The organism is Isoptericola jiangsuensis, from assembly GCF_048320105.1.
GTDB lineage: Bacteria > Actinomycetota > Actinomycetes > Actinomycetales > Cellulomonadaceae > Isoptericola > Isoptericola jiangsuensis_A.
This window is the reverse complement of the sequence record NZ_CP182942.1, coordinates 1,608,442-1,624,808: the sequence shown is the minus strand read 5'-3', so window position 1 is coordinate 1,624,808 and position 16,367 is coordinate 1,608,442. Positions and strand designations below refer to the sequence as shown.

At 73.8% G+C, this 16,367-nt stretch carries 18 protein-coding genes and 2 pseudogenes; 5 read left to right on the top strand and 15 right to left on the bottom strand.

All coding sequences use genetic code 11. The annotated features are described in order from the left end of the window. Positions 1–8: 8 nt before the first annotated feature. Genes tsaB through ACNHYB_RS07600 form a run of 3 tightly spaced genes read left to right on the top strand, consistent with a single transcriptional unit; the run spans position 9 to position 2,253 of the window. Complete coding sequence (gene tsaB, locus ACNHYB_RS07610; RefSeq protein ID WP_418277829.1) at positions 9–740, top strand: tRNA (adenosine(37)-N6)-threonylcarbamoyltransferase complex dimerization subunit type 1 TsaB; 732 nt, start codon at positions 9–11, stop codon at positions 738–740. Further along, entirely contained in the window at positions 737–1,390 is a 654-nt protein-coding gene (rimI, locus tag ACNHYB_RS07605) for a ribosomal protein S18-alanine N-acetyltransferase (RefSeq protein WP_418277828.1), read from the top strand. The genes tsaB and rimI overlap by 4 nt, the downstream gene beginning before the upstream one ends. Next, on the top strand, positions 1,387–2,253 hold the full coding sequence (locus ACNHYB_RS07600; RefSeq protein WP_418277827.1) for a sulfurtransferase: 867 nt from the start codon (positions 1,387–1,389) through the stop codon (positions 2,251–2,253). Before rimI ends, ACNHYB_RS07600 begins: the two co-directional genes overlap by 4 nt. Before the next feature lie 84 nt (positions 2,254–2,337). Here the strand turns inward: ACNHYB_RS07600 and ACNHYB_RS07595 are convergent, their stop codons facing one another. Both ACNHYB_RS07595 and ACNHYB_RS07590 read right to left on the bottom strand, forming a co-directional pair. Next, on the bottom strand, positions 2,338–2,958 hold the full coding sequence (locus ACNHYB_RS07595; RefSeq protein ID WP_418277826.1) for a malonic semialdehyde reductase: 621 nt from the start codon (positions 2,956–2,958) through the stop codon (positions 2,338–2,340). Positions 2,959–3,022: 64 nt separating this feature from the next. Beyond that, on the bottom strand, positions 3,023–4,078 hold the full coding sequence (locus ACNHYB_RS07590; protein ID WP_418277825.1) for a substrate-binding domain-containing protein: 1,056 nt from the start codon (positions 4,076–4,078) through the stop codon (positions 3,023–3,025). Between the two features lie 103 nt (positions 4,079–4,181). Between ACNHYB_RS07590 and ACNHYB_RS07585 the strand changes: the two genes are divergently transcribed. Next, on the top strand, positions 4,182–4,586 hold the full coding sequence (locus tag ACNHYB_RS07585; RefSeq protein ID WP_418277824.1) for a MarR family transcriptional regulator: 405 nt from the start codon (positions 4,182–4,184) through the stop codon (positions 4,584–4,586). Here the strand turns inward: ACNHYB_RS07585 and ACNHYB_RS07580 are convergent. From ACNHYB_RS07580 to urtA, 13 genes and pseudogenes are all read right to left on the bottom strand, one after another. Further along, positions 4,500–5,525 (bottom strand): HoxN/HupN/NixA family nickel/cobalt transporter, encoded by a 1,026-nt coding sequence (locus ACNHYB_RS07580; protein ID WP_418277823.1) that lies wholly within the window; start codon positions 5,523–5,525, stop codon positions 4,500–4,502. The two genes, ACNHYB_RS07585 and ACNHYB_RS07580, sit on opposite strands and share 87 nt — an antisense overlap. Continuing rightward, positions 5,522–6,334 (bottom strand): urease accessory protein UreD, encoded by an 813-nt coding sequence (locus ACNHYB_RS07575; protein ID WP_418277822.1) that lies wholly within the window; start codon positions 6,332–6,334, stop codon positions 5,522–5,524. Before ACNHYB_RS07575 ends, ACNHYB_RS07580 begins: the two co-directional genes overlap by 4 nt. 10 nt (positions 6,335–6,344) lie before the next feature. Then, positions 6,345–7,096 (bottom strand): annotated as a pseudogene (gene ureG, locus ACNHYB_RS07570) (urease accessory protein UreG). Positions 7,097–7,100: 4 nt separating this feature from the next. Continuing rightward, positions 7,101–7,817, bottom strand: a complete 717-nt coding sequence (locus tag ACNHYB_RS07565) for an urease accessory protein UreF (protein ID WP_418277821.1) — start codon at positions 7,815–7,817, stop codon at positions 7,101–7,103. Between the two features lie 7 nt (positions 7,818–7,824). Beyond that, positions 7,825–9,528 carry an urease subunit alpha gene (locus tag ACNHYB_RS07560; protein ID WP_418277820.1) on the bottom strand — a complete coding sequence of 568 codons (1,704 nt, stop codon included), beginning with the start codon at positions 9,526–9,528 and terminating at the stop codon, positions 7,825–7,827. Continuing rightward, positions 9,528–9,887, bottom strand: a complete 360-nt coding sequence (gene ureB / locus ACNHYB_RS07555) for an urease subunit beta (protein ID WP_418277819.1) — start codon at positions 9,885–9,887, stop codon at positions 9,528–9,530. The genes ACNHYB_RS07560 and ureB overlap by 1 nt, the downstream gene beginning before the upstream one ends. A gap of 11 nt (positions 9,888–9,898) precedes the next feature. Beyond that, the gene (locus ACNHYB_RS07550) at positions 9,899–10,201 is read right to left on the bottom strand and encodes an urease subunit gamma (RefSeq protein ID WP_418278012.1); all 303 of its coding nucleotides are present in this window, start codon (positions 10,199–10,201) and stop codon (positions 9,899–9,901) included. Between the two features lie 49 nt (positions 10,202–10,250). After that, positions 10,251–10,730 (bottom strand): ATP-binding cassette domain-containing protein, encoded by a 480-nt coding sequence (locus ACNHYB_RS07545; RefSeq protein ID WP_418277818.1) that lies wholly within the window; start codon positions 10,728–10,730, stop codon positions 10,251–10,253. 77 nt (positions 10,731–10,807) lie between these two features. Continuing rightward, positions 10,808–10,948 (bottom strand): annotated as a pseudogene (locus ACNHYB_RS07540) (ATP-binding cassette domain-containing protein); the annotation flags it as partial. Continuing rightward, the gene (urtD, locus tag ACNHYB_RS07535; RefSeq protein ID WP_418277817.1) at positions 10,948–11,808 is read right to left on the bottom strand and encodes an urea ABC transporter ATP-binding protein UrtD; all 861 of its coding nucleotides are present in this window, start codon (positions 11,806–11,808) and stop codon (positions 10,948–10,950) included. The gene urtD and the pseudogene ACNHYB_RS07540, both read right to left, overlap by 1 nt. Further along, on the bottom strand, positions 11,805–12,938 hold the full coding sequence (gene urtC, locus ACNHYB_RS07530) for an urea ABC transporter permease subunit UrtC (protein WP_418277816.1): 1,134 nt from the start codon (positions 12,936–12,938) through the stop codon (positions 11,805–11,807). The genes urtD and urtC overlap by 4 nt, the downstream gene beginning before the upstream one ends. Then, positions 12,935–13,816: an urea ABC transporter permease subunit UrtB gene (gene urtB / locus ACNHYB_RS07525; RefSeq protein ID WP_418277815.1), complete on the bottom strand. Its 882-nt coding sequence runs from the start codon at positions 13,814–13,816 to the stop codon at positions 12,935–12,937. The genes urtC and urtB overlap by 4 nt, the downstream gene beginning before the upstream one ends. 15 nt (positions 13,817–13,831) lie before the next feature. Next, positions 13,832–15,103, bottom strand: coding sequence for an urea ABC transporter substrate-binding protein (gene urtA, locus ACNHYB_RS07520; RefSeq protein ID WP_418277814.1), 1,272 nt, complete (start codon positions 15,101–15,103; stop codon positions 13,832–13,834). Between the two features lie 176 nt (positions 15,104–15,279). Between urtA and tsaD the strand changes: the two genes are divergently transcribed. Beyond that, entirely contained in the window at positions 15,280–16,329 is a 1,050-nt protein-coding gene (tsaD, locus tag ACNHYB_RS07515) for a tRNA (adenosine(37)-N6)-threonylcarbamoyltransferase complex transferase subunit TsaD (RefSeq protein ID WP_418278011.1), read from the top strand. Positions 16,330–16,367 lie beyond the last annotated feature (38 nt).

The following is a 16,367-nucleotide window of genomic DNA, read 5'->3' as shown; positions in this document are numbered from 1 at the left end:
CTGGTGTCGTGGCAGTTCTCGCACTCGACACCTCAGCGGCCGTGTCCGTGTCCCTGGTCGACGACGGCGGCGGCCGGCTCGCCGCCCGCAGCGTCGACGAGCGCCGACGGCACGCCGAGTCCCTCGCGCCGCTCGTCTCGCAGGTCCTGCAGGAGGCGGGCGTGCAGCGGTCCGACCTGACCGCCGTCGTCGGCGGGACCGGTCCGGCTCCCTTCACGGGGCTGCGGGTCGGGCTCGTCACCGCGCGCACCCTCGCCCTGAGCCTCGGGATCGACGTCCTCGGCGTGCCCAGCATCGACGTGCTGGCCGTGCAGGCGGTGGCGGACCTCGGGCTGGACCCGGACGACGAGGTGCTCGTCGCGACCGACGCCCGTCGCAAGGAGGTCTACTGGGCGCGCTACCGCGTCGTCGCGCACGAGGGCCCGCACGGCGTCCCCGTGGTGGAGCGGCTGCGCGGCCCCGAGGTCGCGCGGGCCGCCGAGGTGGCCGCGACGGCGCTCGACGCACCGCAGGCTCCCGGCGCCCGTCTCGCCGTCGTGGGGGAGGGGGCCGTGCTGTACGCCGAGCACCTGCCGGTCGACGACGACGCCCCCTCCCAGCCGGACGCCACGGTCCTGGCGCGGCTCGCCCTGGCTCGGCGCGCCGCCGGGCAGGACCTGCCCACCGAACCGCTGTACCTGCGCCGCCCGGACGTGCAGGAGCCCGCGGCGGCCAAGCGCGCCACCGGGGCGGCGCCGTGAGCGCCGGGACGACGCCGGTGCGGCTGCGCCCGCTGGAGTCGCGGGACTTCGACCGCGTGCTGGAGCTGGAGCGTGAGCTGTTCGGGCCCGGGGCGTGGACGTACGGGATGCTCGCCGACGAGCTCGCCGGTCTGGGCCGCTGGTACGTGGTCGCCGAGGCGACCGACGTGCTCCACGGGTTCGGCCGCCACCCGGTGGTGGGGTACGCGGGCCTGTGGTTCGACGGCGACGACGCCCAGGTCATGACGATCGGCACCGCGCGCAGCCATCAGCACCGCGGCGTCGGGCGCACCCTGCTGCAGGCGCTGGTGGACCGTGCCCGCGCCCTCAGGGCCGGAGCGCTGTTCCTGGAGGTGGCGGTCGACAACGCGCACGCGCTCGCGCTCTACGAGCAGTTCGGGTTCGTCCGGCTCGGGATCCGCAAGCGGTACTACCAGCCCGAGGACAAGGACGCCTTCACGATGCGGATGGACCTGCGTGCGGCGGCGGCGTTCGACGACGCTGCCCCCGGGACGTCAGATCGCACGGCGGATCGCACGGCGGATCACGCGTCCGACGGCACCGCGTCCGCGGCCCGGAGCGTGCCGCCGGGCAGCACCGGGCAGCGCAGCACCGGGCAGCGCAGCACCGGGCAGGGGGACGCGGCATGACCGACCCGCGCTCGTCCGTCCTGGTGGACGCCGGGACCCTCGCCGCCGACCTGCAGCTCGGCGGCCTCCAGGACCCGTTCGGCGGCGCGCCGGTGCTGCTCGACGTGCGGTGGGAGCTGGGGCGCGACGACGGTCGCGAACGCTACGAGGCGGGGCACCTGCCCGGCGCGGTCTACGTGGACCTGGAGACGGAGCTGGCGGCGACGCCGTCGGCCGCGGAAGGACGGCACCCGCTGCCGTCGGCCGCGGAGTTCCAGCAGTCCGCGCGTCGGTGGGGCGTGTCCGCGGACTCCCGGGTCGTCGTCTACGACGCGGTCGGCGGTGCGTCGGCCGCCCGGGCCTGGTGGCTCCTGCGCTGGTTCGGCCACCCCGGCGTGCACCTGCTCGACGGCGGGCTCGCGGCGTGGGTGCGCGCGGGCTACCCGCTGGAGACCGGGCTGATCGAGCGGGCGCCGGGCGACGTCGTCGTGCACCCCGGCCGCATGCCGGTGCTCGACGCGGACGACGTGGCCGACCTGCCCGGCGAGGGCGTGCTGCTGGACGCCCGGGCGGCCGAGAGGTACCGGGGCGAGGTGGAGCCGGTCGACCCGCAGGCCGGGCACGTGCCGGGCGCGCTGAGCGCGCCGACGGCCGGCAACCTCGCCGACGACGGGACCTTCCGCCCGGCGGACGAGCTGGCGGAGCGGTTCGCGGCCCTGGGGGCGACCGCCGGGCGGCCGGTGGGGGTCTACTGCGGGTCCGGGGTGACCGCGGCCCACGAGATCGCGGCGCTGGCGACGCTCGGCGTCGAGGCGGCCCTCTACCCGGGGTCGTGGTCGCAGTGGTCGAACGACCCGAACCGGCCGGTCGCCACGTCCGGCTGAGCCTCGGCGGTGACGACGAAGGGCCGGGTCCGCGACACGTGTCGCGGACCCGGCCCTTCGTCCTGGGAGCGGGTGGGGCGTCGTTCAGAGGGTCTCGGCGACCTGCTCGAACGCGAGGCGCGGGAAGCGGGGGTACGTGGTGCCCTCGCCGTCGAGGTGGCCGGCGCGCACGACGAGGAGCGACTTCCAGCCGGTCTCGCCGAAGAACTCGGCGTCGACGCCGGCGAAGTCCATGCCGTCCATGGGGCCTGCGCCGAGACCGGCGGCACGCAGCCCGACGACGAGGTAGCCCGCCTGGATCAGCGCGTTCTTGCGGGCCATCTGCTCGCGGACCTCGGCCACGGGGTCCAGGTTCTCGCGGACGCCGGGGACGACGGGGAACAGGGTGTCCATGTGCTGGTGGAACGTCGGGTCGGCGGCGAGGACGAGCGAGACGGGGGCGTTGCGCACGCGGTCCGCGTTGGAGTCCGCCATGTGGGTGGCCAGGCGCTCCTTGGCCTCGTCGGAGCGCACGACCAGCACGCGCAGCGGCAGCGAGTTCATCGCGGTGGGGCCGAACTTCGCCAGGTCCCAGGCCGCCTCGAGCTCGGCGTCGGTGACGGGTCGGTCGGTGAACGCCTGCGCGGTGCGGGCCGTGCGGAACAGGTGGTCGGCGACCTCGTCGGCGATGGCCAGCGGTGCGGTCGGGGAGAGCGTCTCAGTCATGCCCCGGGCAACCAGTTCATCCAGACGGATCATTCCGTACACCGGTGTGCGATGCGACACACACTCAGAGCTCGGCGAGGAGGTCGAAGTCGTAGCCGTCGGCCCGTGCGAGGTAGAGGCGCTGCTCGGCGTGGTTGCCGCGGAACAGCATGCGGCCCCGCGGCCCCTCGTACTCCAGGCCGTCCACGGTCCGGTCGGTGGCCGCCACCGACGGGCTGCCCGCCCGCTCCACGATCGTGCGCAGCGCGAAGATCCCCTCGTAGCAGGCCTCCGCGGCGGCACCGACGGCGGGGGCGCCGTGGCCGTGGTGGGCGAGGTAGCGCCCCACCAGGTCCAGGGCCTCACCCGTGGCGAGGGAGCGGAACCAGCCACCGGCGGAGAAGAGGTTCGTCGTGGCGCCGCCGCCCGATCCCATGAGCATGTTCTCCTCCATGAGGGTGCTCAGCCGCACCGTGCGCTCGTGCAGCCCGCGGCGCGCGAACGCCCGGTTGAAGCGCACCCCGTTCTGCCCGACCATCAGCACCAGCACGCCGTGGGCGGAGCTGCGCTCGAGCTCGTCCAGGACCGCCGCGAGCTGGGCCGGCGTCGCGCCCTGCTCCGGCAGGAACCGCCCGCCCACGAACTCCACCCCGAGGTCGGCGACCTGCCGGGCGAGCACCTCCGCGGTGCGTCGGGGCCAGGCGTAGTCGTCGCCGACGACGTACCACCGGCGCGCACCCACCTCGGTGCGCAGCCGGGCGATCGCCGGGAACAGCTGCGCCGAGGGCACCTCGCCGGTGACGTACAGGCCCGGCCTCGTCTCCGCGCCCTCGTACGCCGCCGGGTACACGTAGGGCACGCGACGCTGGACCAGCGGGACCACCGCGTTGCGCACGGCCGAGGTGTGCCAGCCGGTCAGGGCGTGGATGCGTCCGCCGTCCAGGGCTCGGCCGAGCTGGTGGCGCAGCGCGGGGCCCGGCAGCCCGGCGTCGAGCAGCTCCGCCCGCACGGGGCGCCCGAGGATGCCCCCGGTCGCGTTGAGCTCCGCGACCGCGAGCTCGGTGACGGCCTGGCAGGACGGGCCGTAGATCCCGCCAGGGCCTTGGAAGTGCAGTAGCGCACCGACCACGAATTCCGACATGACGCCTCGCCATTGGATAGCCCGTCCGGGCTCGGTCCTGCGTTGGCGGGTAGTCTACGAGCGGGCACAAGAGCCCCGGCGACCCGGACGGCAGGTGAGACGGATGACGACGCGCAGCACGACGGCACAGGACGTGTCGGGTGCGGTCGACGTCGCCATGCTGCGCGAGACGGTGCTCGCCGCGCGGCGTGCCGCCCGCGACGCCTCCGTCGTCCTGGCGCGCGAGGGCGCCACCCTCGACGAGTGGATGATCCTGGACGTCCTCGGCGACGAGGACGGGCTCACGATGTCCCAGCTGCGCGAGTCGGTCGGCGTCGACAAGGCGACGCTCGGGCGGCGTGTGGACGCTCTGGTCACCCGCGCCCTGGTGTACCGCGAGGTCGACGGCCTCGACCGCCGCGTCATCCGCGTGCACCTGTCCTCACGCGGGCGTGACGTCCTGGTCCGGCTCACCGCGCGACTGGCGGCGCAGCACCAGCAGGCCGACACCCCACACGGCGACCAGTAGCACCGTCAGCACGAGCCCGTACGGGTCGAGGTCCGCCGACACCCCGGGCAGCGCGGCCGCGGCCGGGACGTTCTCCGCGAGGGTCTGCACCAGCGTGATGACCGCGATCCCGATGGCGGCCAGCGCGGACGTCCCGGTGACGACGACGTCGTAGCGCATCCGCGAGCGGCGGGCCGGCTGCCTCGCCGTGCCCGTGTAGACCCGGCGGGCGACGGAGCCCTGCGCGGAGTCGAGGAACGACATGCCCGCGGTGAAGAGCAGCGCCAGGGGGACGGCGGCGTACCAGCTCTGCTGCTCGATCGTCACCGCGGCGGTGGTGGCCAGCAGGCCGATCGACGTCGCCGTGTCGAAGCCGAGGCCGAACAGCAGCCCGACGGCGTACATCCGGCGCGGCCGGTCGGTGGCCCACTCGAAACGGCGCAGCGCCCAGGAGACGGGTCCGCCCGCACCGGCGGCGCTCTCGCGGTCGCCGGTGACCTGGTCGGTGCGCAGGGCGCGGCGCAGCAGCACGACGTTGATCGCCCCGACGACCAGCAGGAAGGTGCTGGCCACCAGCGGTCCCCACACGCCGGTGATGCGGCGCAGCAACGACCCGTCGTCGTCCATCATCGGCACGAGGGCGACGACGCCGACGGCCAGCAGCACCGCGGCCCCCACCACGACGGTGGAGTGCCCGAGCGAGAACCACAGGCCGACGCCGTGCGGGTTGCGGCCGGTGCGGACCAGCCGCCGGGTCGTGTTGTCGATGGTGGCGATGTGGTCGGGGTCGAACGCGTGGCGCAGTCCGAGCCCGTACGCCGTCAGCGCCATGGCCCAGGTCAGCACCCCGGCACCGCCGGCGACGAACGTCGCGGCGAGCGCGACGAGCGCCACGACGTGCATGCCGACGACGACGGGGAGGGTGACCGAGCGGTGCGCGGTCGTGGTGGTGGCGGTCATGGTTCCTCCGGGTGGTGGGTGGCGAGGCCCGGTCGGTCGAGGGGGCTGGCGTGCGTGGCCCGCCCGAGCCAGCGCACCAGGACGCCCCCGCGCTCCAGGCGCAGGGTGCTGAGTCCCGGGTCCGGGACGGTCCCTGCCAGGGCAGACTCCGCCGGAGCCGGTTCCTCGTCGGTACGGGTGCAGGTGCAGGTGTGGGTGTCGGTGTGCTCGCCGGTGCCGTGCAGGTCGCTGACGGTGTCCAGGACGCGGTGAGGGCCCAGCACCCCCGGCACGGGGCGCGCGCCGTCGGCGGCGAGCTCCTCGACGAGCACCGGGCCGTCGTCGTCGTGCACGTCGGACCGGACGACGACCCGCCCGCCGTGCTCGCCGGAGCGGCCCAGGACGGTGGTCTCGCGGAGCACGACGCGAGACCCCGCCCCCAGGCGCACGGAGGTGGTGCGGGTCAGGTCGGCGCCCGTGGCGACCACGAGCGGCAGGCCCGCCCAGGTGAGCCGTGCACCGGCACCGAGTCGGATCTCGACGTCCCAGCGGCACGGGTGCCCGGCGCCGTCGTAGGCGACGGTCCCGCCGACGTCGAGGAGCGTGAGGTCGAGGCCGTCGTCGACGTCGACCGACACCACGACGTGGTCGCCCCCGAGCAGCAGGGCACCCTGGGCGACGAGCGCGACCGTCGCCGACGTGGTCCCGCGCGCGACGACCCGCGAGGCGAGCAGGCCGTCCGCTGCGCCGACGCGCACGGGGGCGCCGGGCACCGCCGCGGCCCGGACGTGCACCGACGTCCGCAGCGGCAGCGCCGTGGGGCGGAGCACGACGGCGTCCTCAGTGGGCGTGCGCCGGGGCGCCGTCGTCGTGGCTGTGCACGTAGCCGCCGCCCTCGGCGTCCTCGTCCGCGTGGAAGTGCGGCGCCATCGGGCCCGGGTCCTGGGCGACGTGCCGCCCGGTGCGGAACGACGCCAGCACCCCGAGCACCCAGGTGCGCAGCTCGGCCACGGACGAGGCGTCGGTGCGCGACAGCGCGACGACGCCTCGTCCGTCACGGGCAGCGGTGGCGTCGGCGACCATCCGCACGACGTCCACCCCGACGTAAGGTGCCAGGTCGGTCTTGTTGACCACCAGCAGGTCGGCGCGGCCGATGCCGGGACCGCCCTTGCGGGCCACGTCCCCGCCACCGGCGACGTCGAGCACGAAGATCTGGGCGTCGACGAGAGCGGGGAGAACGTGGCGGTGAGGTTGTCCCCGCCGGACTCGATGACCACCAGGTCCAGGGGGTCGAAGTCGCGCTCGAGGTCCTCGGCGGCCAGGAGGTTCGCGGTGACGTCGTCGCGGATCGCGGTGTGCGGGCAGGCGCCCGTCTCGACGGCGCGGATCCGTTCCGGGTCCAGGACGCCCTCCGAGCGCAGGAAGCGGGCGTCCTCGTCGGTGTAGATGTCGTTGGTGATGACGCCGATGGCGAGCTCGTCCGCCAGGGCGCGGCAGAGGGTCGCGATGAGGGACGACTTGCCGACGCCGACGGGACCGGCGATGCCGAGGCGCAGGGTGCGGCGCGTGGGCTGGATGGTGTCGGGCTGGATGGTGTCAGGCACGGAACAACCTCTGGTTCGTCAGGGCGTGGGCCTGCGCCCAGCCTTCGGTCTGTGGAGCGCCGGAGGCGGGGATCTCCTCCGGGGTGGTGCACGCCGCGACCCGGAGCACGTGCTCCTCGGCCGCGGCGCACGCGTCCAGCACCCATCGCGCGGGGGCGAGGGGGTCGCAGGGCGCGAGCTTGAGGTACGCCGACGCCGCGGTCTGGGCGTCGTCGTACACGGTGAGCCGGACGACGTCGGCGGGCGCCAGCCCGGTGGCGGCCGCGACCGCCCCGAGCACGACGGCGCGTGGCAGCGGCCCCCGTGCCGCCTCGTGGGCGACGAGCGTGCGCACCGCCGTCGCCGTCGGCCACAGGGTCCGGGCCACCCGCAGGTAGCCGCGCCCGAGCAGCCGGGCGGCGTCGCGCAGGGCGGGCGCCGGGGTGCGCGCGGCCCAGGCCTGCACGACCTCGGCCACCTCGGCGCCGTCCGTCGCGCCCGGGCCGCGCGAGGCTCGCGGAACGGTCAGGACCCGGGACGTGACGACGGCCGTCCCCGCCTCCACGAGGCTGACCGTCGTCGCACGCCCGACCATCCAGGCCGGCACGTCGCGCTCCGGCATGCCGCCGAGCAGCGCCGGTTCCAGGCTCGCCGAGTGGGCGTGACCGCCGCCGGGGAGGCGGGCGTCCGCCAGGAGCATGGCGACCGAGAGCGCGTGGGGGGACGTCACGGGCGGCCTAGAACATCGAGTAGAGCTGGGCGAGCGGCAGCCGCACCGCGGGCGCCGGCTCCACCAGGTCGCCGTCGATGCGGATCGCGAACGTCTCGGGCTCGATGTCGATGCGGGGCATCGCGTCGTTGTTGAGCATGTCCGCCTTGCCGACGTCGCGGGTGGGGGCCACGGGGGCGAGCCGACGTCGCAGCCCGAGCCGGTCCGCCAGCCCGCCCTCGATCGCGGCGGGCGCCACGAACGCCAGGGAGGTGTCCGCGGCCAGCGCGTCGCCGAAGGCGGGCCGCATCAGCACCGGCTGCGGCGTCGGGATGGACGCGTTGGGGTCGCCGAGCGCCGCCCACGCGATGACCCCGCCCTTGAGGACGACGTCGGGCCGTACCCCGAAGAACCGCGGGTCCCACAGCACGAGGTCGGCGAGCTTGCCGGCCTCGACCGAGCCGATCTCGGCGTCGACGCCGTGCCCGATCGCCGGGTTGATCGTGTACTTGGCGACGTAGCGGCGCGCGCGCTCGTTGTCGGCCGGCTCCGCGCTGCTCAACGGGCCGCGACGGTGCTTCATGACGTGCGCGACCTGCCAGGTGCGGGTCACGACCTCGCCGATGCGGCCCATCGCCTGCGCGTCCGACGACGTGATGGAGATGGCGCCCAGGTCGTGCAGCACGTCCTCCGCGGCGATCGTCGTGGCGCGGATGCGGGACTCGGCGAACGCGAGGTCCTCCGGGACGGCCGGGTTGAGGTGGTGGCAGACCATGAGCATGTCGAGGTGCTCCGCGACGGTGTTCACCGTGTGGGGCAGCGTGGGGTTGGTCGAGCCGGGGATGACGTGCGGCAGCGCCGCGATGGTGAGGATGTCGGGGGAGTGGCCCCCGCCGGCCCCCTCGACGTGGAAGGCGTGGATGGAGCGCCCGCCGATCGCGTCGATCGTGGAGTCCACGAACCCGGCCTCGTTGAGGGAGTCGGAGTGCAGCGCCACCTGCAGCCCCCACTCGCCGGCCGCCGTGAGCGCGGCGTCCAGCGCGGCGGGCGTCGAGCCCCAGTCCTCGTGCACCTTGTACCCCGCCGCCCCGGCCAGCGCCTGCTCCGCGAGGGACTCCGCGCTGACCGTGTTGCCCTTGCCGAGCAGCAGCACGTTGAGCGGGACGGAGTCCAGGGCGCGCAGCACCTGGCGCAGGTGCCAGGCGCCCGGCGTCACCGTCGTCGCCTTGGACCCCTCCGAGGGGCCGGTGCCGCCCCCGGCGATCGTCGTGATGCCGGTGGCGAGCGCCTCGTGCAGCGCCGAGGGGGACAGCAGGTGCACGTGCGGGTCGAACCCGCCCGCGGTGAGGATGCGGCCCTCGCCGGAGATGACGTCCGTGGACGGCCCGATGACGAGGTCGGGGTGGACGCCGTCGGCGACGTCGGGGTTGCCGGCGCGCCCGAGCGCGACGATCCGTCCGTCGCGCAGCCCGACGTCGGCCCGCACGACGCCCCACCAGTCCAGCACGACGACGTTGGTGACGACCGTGTCGAGCGCGCCCTGGGCGCGGGTGCGCGTCGACTGGGCCATCGACTCCCGGATCGACTTGCCGCCGCCGAACACGGCCTCCTCCCCGCCGACGGTGAGGTCCTCGGTGATCTCGATCCACAGGTCGGTGTCCCCGAGGCGGACCTGGTCGCCGACGGTCGGGCCGTACAGGGCCGCGTAGCGCTCGCGGTCGATGCGCACCATCAGCGGGCCTCGGGATCGACGGGGCCGAGCTCCCCGCCGTCGGTCCTGCCGCGCTGCAGGCCGGGCACGCGGCGCGCCCCGCGGATCGTCACGACGTCGACCTCGCGGCTGGCACCGGGCTCGAACCGCTCCGAGGTGCCGGCGGGGATGTCGAGCCGGAACCCGTGGGCGGCGTCGCGGTCGAGGGCGAGCGCGCCGTTCGCGTCCGGCAGGTGCAGGTGGGACCCGACCTGGACGGGGCGGTCGCCGGTGTTGACGACGACGAGGCGGCGCCGTTCGTGGGGCGGGCGGTCGTTGAGGTCGAGGTGCCCGGGGGCGACGCGGATCGCGCCGGGCCCGGTCGAGGCGTGTGCGGACACGGGGATGCTCCTTACTGGACCGGGTGGTGCAGGGTCACGAGCTTGCGACCGTCGGGGAACGTGGCCTCGACCTGGACGTCGACGATCATGTCGGCCACGCCGTCCATGACCTGGTCGCGGTCGAGGACGTCGCGGCCGGTCTGCATGAGGGTGGCGACGTCGGCGCCCTCGCGCGCACGCTCGATCACCCAGCAGGACAGCAGGGCGACGGTCTCGGGATGGTTGAGCCGGATCCCGCGCGCGAGGCGGTCGCGGGCGACCATGCCGGCGACCGCCAGGAGCAGCTTCTCGGTGTCGGCGGGAGTCAGGTGCACGGCGGCTCCTCGGGGTGGCCGGACGGCGTCGTCACGGGGATGGGGGCGTTCACAGGGCGAGCGCCCGGCGGACGTCGGCGGCGGTGTCGGGGTGGCCTCCCGCCCCGCGGTGCGCCACACGGCCCGAGGTGAGGACGGCGTACCGGGTCGCGTGCTCCGTCGCGAAGCCGACGTGCTGCTCCACGAGCAGGACGGACAGGTCCCCGGCGGCCATGAGCGTCGAGATCGCCGCGTAGATCTCCTGCACGACGTTCGGCTGGATGCCCTCGGCGGGCTCGTCCAGCACGAGCAGGCGCGGCCCGGTGACCAGGGCGCGGGCGATGGCGAGCTGCTGGCGCTGGCCGCCGGACAGCAGGCCGGCCTGGCGGCCCAGCAGGTCGGTGAGCGCGGGGAACAGGTCGAGGGCCTCGTCGGTGCGGCGTCGCCCCTCCCTGCCGTGTGCGTCCGCGACGACCTGCAGGTTCTCCCGGGCGCTGAGCTGACCGAACGCCTGCTGTCCCTGGGGGACGTAGGCGACCCCGCGCCGCACCCGCCGGTGCGGGGAAGGGCGGTCACGTCGTGACCGTCGAGCAGGATCGTGCCGGACCGGGTCGGCAGGAGCCCGAGGACGGCGCGCAGCAGCGTCGTCTTGCCGGCCCCGTTGTGCCCGAGCACGGCGGTGAGCTCGCCGTCGCCCACGGTGAGGTCGACGTCGTGCACCACGGCCGTGCGGCCGTACCCGGTGCTCACGGCGGTCAGCTCCAGCATCAGGCCTCTCCTTGCGGTGCGGGGGTCGTGGTGGCGGGGGTCGTGGTGACGGGTGCGCCGAGGTACACCTCGACCACGGCGGGGTCGTTCTGGACCTCGGTGACCGTGCCCTCGGCGAGCACGCGCCCCTGGTGCATCACGGTGACCGAGTCGGCGAAGGAGCGCAGGAACTCCATGTCGTGCTCCACCACCACGACGACGCGCTGCGTGCCGATGCGGCGCAGGAGGTCACCGGTCTGCTCGCGCTCCTCGTGGGTCATGCCCGCCACCGGTTCGTCGAGCAGCAGGAGGTGGGCGTCCTGGACGAGCAGCATGCCGATCTCCAGCCACTGCTTCTGGCCGTGGGCGAGGACGCCGGCCTGGACGTCGCGCTGCGCCGTCAGCCCGATGGTCTCCAGCGCCTGCTCGACCGCGTCGGGCGTGACCGCCCGGCTGCGCAGCAGGGAGAGCGGACGACGGCGTGCGCCGGCCGCGATGTCGAGGTTCTGCAGGACGGTGAGCTCGGAGAAGACGCTCGCCGTCTGGAAGGTGCGTCCCACGCCGGCGCGGGCGATGCGGTGGGTGGCCCGGCCGAGCAGCTCGGTGCGCCCGAACCGCGCGGACCCGGTGCCGCGCACCAGGCCGGTGACGGCGTCGATCAAGGTGGTCTTGCCGGCCCCGTTGGGTCCGATGAGGAACCGCAGGTCGCCCTGGGTGACGGTGAGGTCGACGTCGCGCACGGCCACGAAGCCGTCGAACTCGACGCGCAGCCCGCGGACCTCCAGGTAGTCCTGGCGGAAGCGGGTGGTGTCGGTGCCGAGCAGCTCGGCCGCCGCCTCGAGGTCCGGGCCGGCGGGCTTGTCGGTGAGGTCCTCGCTCATGCCCTGCTCCCCTCTGGTGCTGGTGCTGGTGCTGGTGCTGGTGCGGGATCCGGTTCGGGTTCGGGATCGGGGTCGGGGTCGGGATCGGACCGCCGTCGTCGTCGGACCAGCGAGGCCAGACCGCCCGGCAGGAACGCGACGACGAGGATGAACAGGGCGCCCTGGAAGTAGATCCAGCCCGAGGGGAACTGCTCGGAGATGGACGTCTGCGCCCAGCTGACGGCGATCGACCCGAGCACCGGGCCGAGCAGGCTGGCCCGGCCCCCGATCGCGACGCCGATGAGGAACCCGATGGACGGCACGACCCCGACGTCCGCGGGGGAGATGATCCCGACGATCGGCACGAACAGCGCACCGCCGATCGCCGCCATGACGGCCGCGACCACGTAGGCGACCGTCTTGATCGCGGCGGGGTTGTAGCCGAGGAACCGGACGCGGTCCTCGGCGTCACGCACCGCCACCAGCAGCTCGCCGAAGCGGGACCGGTTGAGCTGGCGCACCACGGCCACCATCGCCAGGAGCACGCCGGCGGCGACCAGGTAGAGCATCCGCTGGTTGGCGGGGTCGGCCAGGTCGTAGCCGAAGAACCCGCGGAACCCGTTGAGACCGTTGGTCCCGCCGGTGGTCTGCTGCTGGCCGACGAGCAGGATCGCGAACGCCGCCGCGAGCGCCTGGGACAGGATGGCGAAGTAGGCGCCGCGGACGCGCCGGGTGAACACGGCCCAGCCGAGCAGCGCGGCGAGGGCGGCGGGGACGAGCACGACGAGCAGGACCGCCGCGAGGGGCGAGCGCAGCGGCTCCCACCAGGAGGGCACCTCGCCGGTGCCGTACAGGAGCATGAAGTCCGGCACGCCGTCGGGGCCGGCGTCGGTGAGCTTGAGGTGCATCGCCATGAGGTAGGCGCCCAGTCCGAAGTAGACGCCCTGGCCGAGGGTGAGCAGTCCGCCGCGCCCCCAGGCGAGCCCGATGCCGACGGCGACCATGGCCAGGCACAGGAACTTGGCCAGCAGTCCCAGCCGGAACGGGCCGAGCAGGACGGGGGCGACGGCGAACAGCAGCACGGCGGCGAGGGCGAAGCCGGCCAGGGCGCGGGTGCGGCCCGGTGCGAGGAGCTTGTCGAGGACGGTCATGCGAGGCTCCTCGTCCGGACCGAGACCAGTCCTTGGGGTCGTACCTGCAGGAAGGCCACGACGGCGACGAACACGAGCACCTTGGCCACGGAGGCGGTGGTGGAGAACTCGAGGAACGCCTGCATCATGCCGAGCGACATCGCGGCGATGACGGTGCCCTTGATCTGGCCGATGCCTCCGGCGACGACCACGAGGAACGCGTCCACGATGTAGTTGGTCCCGAGGGTGGGGCCGATCGATCCGAGCAGGGTCAGGGCGACGCCGGCGATGCCGGCGAGCCCTGACCCCAGGAAGAACGTGATCCGGTCGGTGGTCCGGGAGGAGATCCCGGAGGCCTCGGCCAGGTCGCGGTTCTGGACGACGGCGCGGATGCGCCGTCCGAGGGGTGTCACCTTGAGCGCGACGCCCAGGGCGACGACGCAGACGACGGCGAGAACGAGGATGAACAGGCGGGTCCTGGGCAGTGCCAGGCCCCCGATCTCCACGGCCCCGGACAGCCAGGCGGGTGCCCGGACGTCCACGTTGGGTGCGCCGAACACGTCCCGGGCCACCTGCTGCAGGACGAGTGCGACGCCCCAGGTGACCAGCAGCGTGTCGAGCGGTCGGGTGTACATCCGGTGGATGAGCGTCGCCTCGAGCAGGAGCCCGAGGAGCCCGCCGACGACGAACCCGAGGGGGAGCGCCACCAGGAGGCTGAGGCCGGCGTTGCCGACCACGCCCTGCACCACGAACGCCGTGTACGCGCCGGCCATCATGAACTCGCCGTGGGCCATGTTGATCACGCCCATCTGACCGAACGTCAGGGCGAGGCCGAGGGCGGCGAGCAGGAGCACCGAGCCGAGACTGAGCCCGGCGAAGAGCTGGGAGAGGATGTCCATCGTCGTTCCCTCGCGTCAGGAGAGGCCGTCGGCCCAGTCGTAGCCCTCGAGGTAGGGGTCGGGCTCGATCGGCTCGCCCGAGCTCCACTCGGTGTGGATGAGGCCGTCGTCGCCGATCTTGCCGACGAGCGAGGTCTTGGAGATGTGGTGGTTGTCGCCGTCGACCACGACGGTGCCCTCGGGGGCGTCGAAGGTCACGCCGTCGGCGGCCGCCTGGACGTCGGCGACGGCGAACGACTCGGCCTTCTCGACCATGGCGCGCCACAGGTAGAGCGAGGTGTAGGCGGCCTCCATCGGGTCGGACGTCGGGCGGTCCTCGCCGTACTCGGCCTTGAACGCCTCGACGAACGCCGTGTTCTCGGGGCTCTCGACGGTCTCGTAGTAGTTCCAGGCGGTGAGCTGGCCGACGACGTTCTCGACCCCGATGCCGCCGATCTCCTCCTCGGCGATGGACACGGACAGCACGGGCATGTCCTCGGCCGTGATGCCGGCGTTGGTGTACTCCTTGAAGAACGCCACGTTGGAGTCGCCGTTGAGGGTGTTGAAGACGGCGTCGGCGTCCGCGGAGCGCACCTTGTTGGTGATCGTGGAGAAGTCGGTGTGGCCGAGCGGGGCGTACTCCTCGCCGACGACCTCGATGCCGTGCGCGTCGGCGTACGCGTTGATGATCTTGTTGGCGGTGCGCGGGAACACGTAGTCGGACCCGACGAGGAAGAGGGACTCGACCCCCTGCTCGACGAGGTAGTCCAGCGCGGGGACGATCTGCTGGTTGGTGGTGGCGCCGGTGTAGAAGATGTTCGGCGAGGACTCCAGGCCCTCGTACTGCACGGGGTAGAACAGCAGCGAGTCGTTCGACTCGAAGACGGGCAGCATCGCCTTGCGGGAGGCCGAGGTCCAGCCGCCGAAGACGGCGGCGACGCAGTCGCTGGTGATGAGCTTGGTGGCCTTCTCGGCGAAGATCGTCGGTTCGGACTGGCCGTCCTCGGTGACGATCTCGAGCTGCTTGCCCAGGACGCCGCCGTCGGCGTTGATCTCGCTCGCGGCGAGCTGGAGGGAGTCGTGGACGGTCTGCTCGGAGATCGCCATCGTGCCGGACAGGGAGCTGAGGAAGCCGATCTTGACGGTGTCGCCGGAGGTGTCGACGCAGCCGGCGGCCGCGGAGCCGCTGGCGCTCGTGCCGGGGGAGTCGACCTGCGCGCCGCAGGCGGCGAGGGTGACGACACAGAGCGCGGCGAGCGAGGGGACGGCGAGTCGCACCGGACGGCGCGACGTCGAGCGTGGACGCATGGGAAAGCTCCGTTCGTGTCCGGCCCCGGGGACCGGGGCGAGTTAGGTTCAGATGAACCTAAGTACGCCGACGTGTCCGGCGCGGACCGTGCGTGTAACCATCGTGTTTCCCTTTTGTCCCGTCTCACCAGGCGGGACGGTGCGCCGTGAGGTCGCGCGGTGACATCATGGACGCCATGACGAACGGTGACCCCCTGGTCCTCGGCATCGAGACGTCCTGCGACGAGACCGGCGTGGCGCTGGTCCGCGGCGACACCCTCCTCTTCGACGCCGTGGCCTCCTCCATGGACGAGCACGCCCGCTACGGCGGCATCATCCCCGAGGTCGCCAGTCGCGCCCACCTGGAGGCGATGGTCCCCACCATCCGTCGCGCGCTCGGCGAGGCCGACGTCGACCTCGGTGAGATCGACGCCGTCGCCGTCACCGCCGGACCCGGCCTCGTCGGCCCGCTGACGATCGGCGCCAGCGCCGCCAAGGCGCTCGCGATCGGCCTGGACAAGCCGCTGTACGGCGTCAACCACATCATCGGCCACGCCGCCGTCAACCAGCTCGTCGACGGGCCCTTCACCGAGCGCTCGATGGCCCTGGTGGTGTCCGGCGGCCACAGCTCGCTGCTGCTCGTCGACGACATCGCCACCGGCGTCACCGAGCTCGGGTCCACGCTCGACGACGCCGCCGGCGAGGCGTTCGACAAGGTCGGGCGCCTCCTCGGCCTGCCCTACCCGGGCGGGCCGCACATCGACCGCCTCGCCCGCGAGGGCGATCCCGAGGCCATCCGCTTCCCGCGCGGCCTCACCGCCCGCAAGGACCAGGCGAAGCACGCCTACGACTTCAGCTTCTCCGGCCTCAAGACGGCCGTGGCGCGCTGGGTCGAGAACTGCCAGGACTCCGGCCGCGAGGTGCCCGTGGCCGACGTCGCCGCGTCCTTCGCCGCCGCCGTCGTCGACGTGCTCACCGCCAAGACCATCGCCGCGTGCCACGAGCACGACGTCTCCACCCTCATCATCGGCGGCGGGTTCTCCGCCAACAGCCAGCTCCGCGAGATGGCTGCCGAGCGCTGCGCGGCGGCCGGCATCGACCTGCGCATCCCCCCGATCCGCTACTGCACCGACAACGGCGCGATGATCGCCGCGCTGGGCTCCGCCGTCGTGCGGGCCGGGCTGCCGCCGTCGGACCTGGACATCGGCGTGGACTCCTCGATGCCGCTGAGCACCATCACCGTCTGAGAGCCCTGGCGCTCAGGGGCCGGGGACGTGGGCTGGTT